Source organism: Pseudomonas sp. 44 R 15, assembly GCF_900004965.1.
GTDB lineage: Bacteria > Pseudomonadota > Gammaproteobacteria > Pseudomonadales > Pseudomonadaceae > Aquipseudomonas > Aquipseudomonas orientalis_A.
Genome location: NZ_CVTU01000108.1, coordinates 54082 through 60972 on the forward strand (window position 1 = coordinate 54082; position 6891 = coordinate 60972).

Consider the following 6891-nt stretch of genomic DNA (forward strand, 5'->3'; position numbering starts at 1 on the left):
GAATCAGCGCAGCGGCAGTTCCGCTGCGCCTTACCCAACGATGAGGCCCGCATGAGTGACATCCTCGCAGACAGCTTAGATGGCGTAGAACGCCGATCGCTGGCTGACTTCACCGAAAATGCCTACCTCAACTACTCCATGTACGTGATCATGGACCGTGCCCTGCCGCATATCGGCGACGGCCTGAAGCCGGTACAACGGCGCATTATCTACGCCATGAGTGAGTTGGGCCTGGACGCCGATTCCAAGCACAAGAAGTCGGCGCGTACCGTCGGTGACGTGCTCGGCAAGTTCCACCCCCACGGCGATTCGGCCTGCTACGAAGCCATGGTGCTGATGGCCCAGCCGTTCAGCTACCGCTACACCCTGGTCGACGGCCAGGGTAACTGGGGCGCGCCGGATGATCCCAAGTCCTTCGCCGCCATGCGTTACACCGAGGCGCGTCTGTCGCGTTATTCGGAAGTATTGCTCAGCGAGCTGGGCCAGGGCACCGCGAACTGGGGGCCCAACTTTGACGGCACCCTCGACGAACCCCTGGTGTTGCCGGCACGTTTGCCGAATATTCTGCTCAATGGCACCACCGGCATCGCTGTCGGCATGGCCACCGATGTGCCGCCGCACAACCTGCGCGAAGTCGCCGCCGCCTGCGTTCGCCTGTTGGATGAGCCAAAAGCCACGGTCGAGCAGCTCTGCGAGCATATCCAGGGCCCGGACTACCCGACCGAAGCGGAAATCATCACGCCGCGCGCCGACCTGCTGAAAATGTACGAAACCGGCAAGGGCTCGGTGCGCATGCGCGCGGTGTATCACGTCGAAGACGGCGACATTATCGTGACCGCGTTGCCGCATCAGGTGTCCGGCGCCAAGGTGCTGGAGCAGATCGCCGCGCTGATGCAGGCCAAGCCGTCGAAACTGCCGCAGGTCGCCGACTTGCGCGATGAGTCCGACCACGAGAACCCTTGCCGCATCGTGATCATCCCGACCAACAGCCGGGTGGATCATGCAGTGCTGATGCAGCATCTGTTTGCCAGCACCGACCTGGAGTCCAGCTATCGGGTCAACGTCAACATCATCGGCCTGGACGGCAAGCCGCAGCTCAAGAACCTGCGCAACCTGCTGGTGGAATGGCTGGAGTTTCGCGTACAGACCGTGCGCCGGCGCCTGCAATTTCGCCTGGATAAGGTCGAGCGCCGCCTGCACCTGTTGGACGGCTTGTTGATCGCCTACCTCAACCTGGATGAAGTGATCCATATCATCCGTACCGCCGAGCACCCGAAAGCCGAGCTGATCGCGCGTTTCGAATTGAGCGAGATCCAGGCTGACTACATCCTCGACACCCGCTTGCGCCAGTTGGCGCGACTGGAAGAAATGAAGCTGCGCGACGAGCAGGACGCACTGCTCAAGGAACAAGCCAAGCTGCAGGCGCTGCTGGGCAGTGAAGCCAAGCTCAAGAAGCTGGTGCGCAGCGAGCTGATCAAGGACGCCGAAACCTACGGCGATGACCGCCGGTCGCCGATTGTCGAGCGTGCGGAAGCGAAAGCTCTGACAGAAACCGAGCTGCTGCCTAACGAGAAAATTACCGTCGTTCTGTCGGAAAAGGGTTGGGTTCGCTCCGCCAAAGGGCATGATATTGACGCCACCGGGCTTTCGTACAAGGCCGGTGATGGCTTCAAAACCGCCGCCGCCGGACGTTCCAACCAGTTTGCGGTGTTTATCGACTCGACCGGGCGCAGTTATTCGGTGCCGGCCCACACGCTGCCTTCCGCACGGGGGCAGGGCGAGCCGCTGACCGGGCGCCTTACACCGCCACCGGGGGCGAATTTCGAGTGCGTGCTGCTGCCGGACGATGATTCGTTGTATGTCATCGCCTCCGACGCCGGTTACGGATTCGTGGTCAAGGGTGAAGACCTGCAGGCCAAGAACAAGGCGGGCAAGGCGCTGCTGAGCTTGCCGAACAATGCCAAGGTGATCCTGCCGCGACCGGTGGAGGATCGTGAGCACAACTGGCTGGCCTCGGTGACCACCGAAGGGCGTCTGCTGGTGTTCAAGATCAGCGACCTGCCGCAGCTGGGCAAGGGCAAGGGCAACAAGATCATTGGTATCCCGGGAGAGCGTGTGGCCAGTCGCGAAGAGTACGTGACCGACATTGCCGTCATCCCCGAAGGCGCTACGCTGGTGCTTCAGGCCGGCAAGCGCACGCTGTCGCTGCGCCCTGACGACCTTGAGCACTACAAGGGCGAGCGCGGTCGACGCGGCAACAAACTGCCTCGAGGCTTCCAGCGGGTGGATGCTTTGTTGGTAGAAACGCCTGCTTAAGGCGTACTAGAGGCCTCGATCTACGATTTAACGCGTAGATCGACGCTTTGGCGCTGGAGTCATGGCGCATATTCACGGATGATATGGCCTTTCCAGCGCCGGCGTGGCCGAGCGTGTTTAGGTTATTTTTAGTATTACATTGTGGTTCGCCTTGTGGCAGCCACCTGGATGGGATGATGACTGCTCCACGCCTTCCTCTATTTTTGATGCTCGCTGGCCTATTAGGGCTGGCGGGTTGCAGCACGCACCAGCCGGTGTCGCTGTACCAGCTGGACAGCGGAAGTCCGGCTCAGCCAGCACAAACCGCCGGCATGGCGGTCCTGCTGGGTCCGGTCATCGTTGCTGATTACCTGCAACGCGAGACCCTGCTCCAACGTCAGAACGACGGAAGCCTGCAAGGTTCCACGGATGGTCGTTGGGCGGGTAGCCTTTCTTCCGATATCAACCAGTTGATGTTGCGTCAGGTGGCCGGTCAGTTGGACAGCCAGCGCGTGGTCCTGGCGCCAGGCCCATCGGGGTTTTCCCCGGATGTGCAAGTGTTGCTGACCATCACACGGCTTGACTCCGGCAAGTCGCAACCGGCGATCCTGGATGCACAGTGGCGCTTGATCGACCGTCGCGGGCAAGTACGGGACAACCGTATCGTGCACCTGCAGGAAGAACATGCCGGCACCACCGCGTCCCAGGTCCAGGCCCAGGGCGTATTGTTGCAGCACCTGGCGCAGCAGCTGTCGGTGGCGCTCAAGCCGCTGGCCAACCAGCCGCCGATTGCCGAGGCACCGCGCAAGCAGGCACCGGCACAAGCCAAGCCCGCAACCCCGGAAAAACCGAAGATGCCGATGGCAACACCGATTCGTACGGATCTGGAAGTGTTCAGGTTTTGATCTGAATGCCAGGCAAACAAAAGGCCCGCTGAGTAAGCGGGCCTTTTGTTTGGGCTGCAATTTAAGCTGCGCCACAAATTAACTGTGGGAGGGGGCTTGCCCCCGATTGAGGTGGGTCAGTTAATGCATCTCTGACTGGACTAGCGCTATCGGGGCATAAGTATCTACACAACTCTGTAGCCCCCACCGTAACCACGATGCGAAGCGAGCCGCTCTTGATCTTGATCTGCTTTTGATCTCAGGCGCCCCGTTAAACCACGCTGGCCGAACGCAGGCTTGAATCCGTGGGCAACCCGGCAGGACGCCGGGTTAGCCGCACTGGGCCAGGGATGGCCCATTGCGGCGGTCCACGGATTCAAGCCGGAGAGAGGGCACACCGAGCCTAAGCGAGGTGCCGAGTGGTGGGGCAAGAGCGTTTTGCTTACTTTTGCGCTTTTCAAAAGTGAGCCGCCGTCAGGGCGGAACCCTAAGTGGTCGTTACCGCAGAAACGGATATGTACTCGGTCTGATCCAGCATCCTGGTCGGCCCAGAGGCCGCCATCGGGGGCAAGCCCCCTCCCACATTGGGTTTAGCGGTGTTCTTCAATTCTTGTTACGGGTCTCATGCATCCGCGCCAGCTGGCGCTCCAGCATCGACGGATACGGCTCCATCAAACGCTCCACACAGCTGGCGCCCTCAGGGCTGGCAATCGGGCGGATGCGTGCGCGCTGGCGAATCAGCGTGTCTTCACTGATCTTGCGCTCCACCAGCAGCAGGTTGCGGCTGTGCTGGGACAAGGCCAGGGCATCCTGGGCAATCTCGGTCAGCAAGAGGTCGATCTGGCTGATGCCGAACAGGTCATCGCCCACCGTCAGGCCCAACTGCAATTGCAAGGTAATGCCGCTGTCCGCCACTTCGATCTGCAAGGCATGGCCCAGGGCGCGCAGCAACTCGCCGCAGCAGATGGCGTTGGTCAGGTAATCTTCGCCGCTGTCTTCGCTGTGGAACAGCATCAACGTGCTGCCGTCGTTCAGGGTGTGCAGTTCGCTCTGGTAGAGCGAGGCCGCCTGGTCGAGACAGTCGCGGTAGCGTTCCAGCAATTCCGTCAAGCGGGCGCGGGGCAGGCGGCGCAGTTGCTCCTGAGCACCGAGCTGCACGGCGAGTACGGCGCTGTACTGGGGCTCGGTGCTCTTGGTCGCAAGCGCTTTCGGCGCTACGGCAGGCGCGGTGTCTGCGGTATCGCGCAGGTCGGCGAACGGGTCTTCGTCATCCAGCTCGTCTTCTTCGGCCTTGATCACATGCCGTGGCGCAGGCTTCAAACCGGCCACCGGAGCGCTTTCGTCAAAGCCTGGGTCACGCAGGTCGCGCACTTCAAACTCAGGCTCGTCGTCGTTGTAGTCGGCCTCGTCGTACTCCGGCTCGGGTTCAACCTCAGGTACCGTCGGCTCCGGCGCGAAGCTGGCATGCAGCTGGCGCGCGAGGTCGCCGATTTCGTCCTGGCGGTCGGTGGCCGGGGTATGTTCGTTGATATCGCGCAGCCAGATGCGCAGTTGCATCAACGGCGTGGAGATATGCCGGCCCAGGCGCAGGCTTAAGGCCAGGGCCAGGGCCAACAGGATCGCGCTCAGGATGCCCATGCTTTGCAGGCTGATGGTCATCGGTTGCTGGAACTGTTGCATGTCCAGGCTGATGCGCAATTGGCCGGCTTTCACATCCTGAAACGTGATATTGCTCTGGTACAGGCCCTCGGCTTCGCCCAGCAGGCCGTTTTTCGGGCGCTGCCCGGCTTCGGCCATGATCCGGTTGTCCACGCTATAGATAGCAGCGTGGGCCACCAGCGGGTTCTTGGTCAGGTTGTTGAGCAGCACGTTGAGGCTGAGAATGTCGTTGGACACCAGCAACTCAGTCGCCGAGGTGGCGGTCTGGGTGGTCAGGCTCTCGCCCAGGGCGTCGGCTTGCTCATGCATGGCCTGCTTGAACTGCAAACCCATCACGCAGGCGTAGATCACCAGGGCCAGAGCGACCAGGATCACGTTATGGCTGGCGATGCGTAATGCGATCGGTACACGGCGGTGGCGCAGTGCCCGGAAGATCAGCAGGAAGAAGTTATCGGTTTTTACTGGCGTGGGCCGGTTCACTTGCGCTCGGCTCTTGGTCCGTGAAGTTGACGCGCAGTATAGCGACAGGCCCATGACCGGCAAAGCGCTGGCTGTGCCCGATGGTCACTGAAAGTGGGTAGAATGCGGTTTTTTTCCAGCCTGGGGGTGCGCTTTGCGCGAAATTGTCCTGATCAACATCACAGGTCTTGACCGACCGGGTCTCACCGCTGCCATTACCGGTGTTCTGGCCCAGGGTGGTGTGAACATTCTCGACATCGGCCAGGCGGTGATCCACGACACCCTGTCGTTCGGCATCCTGGTGGAAATTCCCAGCACCGAGCAGGCATCGTCTGTCCTCAAGGACATTCTGTTCACGGCCTACAAACTCGATCAGCAGGTGCGTTTCACGCCGGTGTCCGAAGCCGATTACCAGCATTGGGTCGAAGGCCAGGGCAAAAAGCGCCATATCGTGACGTTGCTCACCCGCAAGGTAACGGCCGAACAACTGCAGCGCGTCAGCTCGATCACGGCGCATTACGGGTTGAACATCGACCATATCGACCGCCTGTCGGGACGTATGCCGCTGGACACGCCGGCGGACAAAGGCAAGGGCTGCATCGAGTTCTCTGTGCGCGGTGAGCCGGCCGATGCGCAAGCGCTGCGCGCCGAATTCCTGAGCGTGGCCCAGGAGCTGAATGTCGACATCGCCTTCCAGGAAGATTCGCTGTTCCGGCGCAATCGTCGTCTGGCGGTGTTCGACATGGACTCGACCCTGATCGAAGCCGAAGTCATCGACGAGCTGGCCAAGGCGGCGGGTGTGGGCGAACAGGTCAGCGAGATTACCGAGCGGGCGATGGCGGGCGAGCTGGATTTTCGCGCCAGCTTCAAGGAGCGCCTGGCGCTGCTCAAGGGCCTGGACGTGAGCGTGCTCGATTCCATCGGCGCTTCCCTGCGCCTGACCGAAGGCGCCGAAACCCTGTTCGCCGAGCTCAAGCGCCTGGGCTACAAAACGGCCATCCTGTCCGGTGGCTTCACCTATTTTGCCAAGCAGCTGCAGGCCAAGCTGGGCATTGACTACGTGTTTGCCAACGAGCTGGAAGTGGTGGATGGCAAAGTGACCGGCGTGGCGGTGGAGCCGATTGTCGATGCACAACGCAAGGCGGACCTGCTCAGGGAGCTGGCGCACAAGGAAGGCTTGCGCCTGGAACAGACCATTGCGGTCGGCGACGGCGCGAACGACTTGCCAATGCTGGCGATTGCCGGGCTGGGCGTGGCGTTCCGTGCCAAGCCGTTGGTCAAGCAGTCGGCCAAGCAGGCGATCTCTACCTTGGGGTTGGATGGGGTGCTGTATCTGCTGGGCTTGCGCGACCGTGATGGGCAGCTCTAACTGACGAAATGCGCTCAAAAATGTGGGAGGGGCGGTGCGACGATTCGACTTGCCCCCGATGGCGGTGGGTCAGTCAATACATCTCTGACTGGGCTACCGCTATCGGGGCATAGGTATCTACACAACTCAGCAGCGCCCAACCGTAACCACGATGCGAAGCGAGTCGCTCTTGATCTTGATCTGCTTTTGATCTTGATCTCAGGCGCCCCGTTAAACCACGCTGGC

At 61.3% G+C, this 6891-nt stretch carries 4 protein-coding genes; 3 read left to right on the forward strand and 1 reads right to left on the reverse strand.

Annotated elements, in window-relative coordinates; translation table 11 throughout:
* Positions 1-51 precede the first annotated feature (51 nt).
* Together parC and BFP93_RS19700 are read left to right on the forward strand one after the other, a co-directional pair.
* Positions 52-2316: a DNA topoisomerase IV subunit A gene (gene parC / locus BFP93_RS19695; RefSeq protein ID WP_065886541.1), complete on the forward strand. Its 2265-nt coding sequence runs from the start codon at positions 52-54 to the stop codon at positions 2314-2316.
* 173 nt (positions 2317-2489) lie between these two features.
* Positions 2490-3200 carry a PqiC family protein gene (locus BFP93_RS19700; protein ID WP_065894482.1) on the forward strand — a complete coding sequence of 237 codons (711 nt, stop codon included), beginning with the start codon at positions 2490-2492 and terminating at the stop codon, positions 3198-3200.
* Between the two features lie 582 nt (positions 3201-3782).
* Here BFP93_RS19700 and BFP93_RS19705 read toward each other — a convergent pair.
* Positions 3783-5318, reverse strand: a complete 1536-nt coding sequence (locus BFP93_RS19705) for an AhpA/YtjB family protein (protein WP_065894486.1) — start codon at positions 5316-5318, stop codon at positions 3783-3785.
* 133 nt (positions 5319-5451) lie between these two features.
* Here BFP93_RS19705 and serB point away from each other — a divergent pair, with 133 nt between their 5' ends.
* Entirely contained in the window at positions 5452-6666 is a 1215-nt protein-coding gene (serB, locus tag BFP93_RS19710) for a phosphoserine phosphatase SerB (protein ID WP_065886537.1), read from the forward strand.
* Positions 6667-6891 lie beyond the last annotated feature (225 nt).

Excerpts from the sequence above, each read along its gene's own strand:
- parC (WP_065886541.1), top strand. The coding sequence starts at position 52 with ATGAGTGACATCCTCGCAGACAGCTTAGATGGCGTAGAACGCCGATCG.
- BFP93_RS19700 (WP_065894482.1), top strand. The coding sequence starts at position 2,490 with ATGATGACTGCTCCACGCCTTCCTCTATTTTTGATGCTCGCTGGCCTA.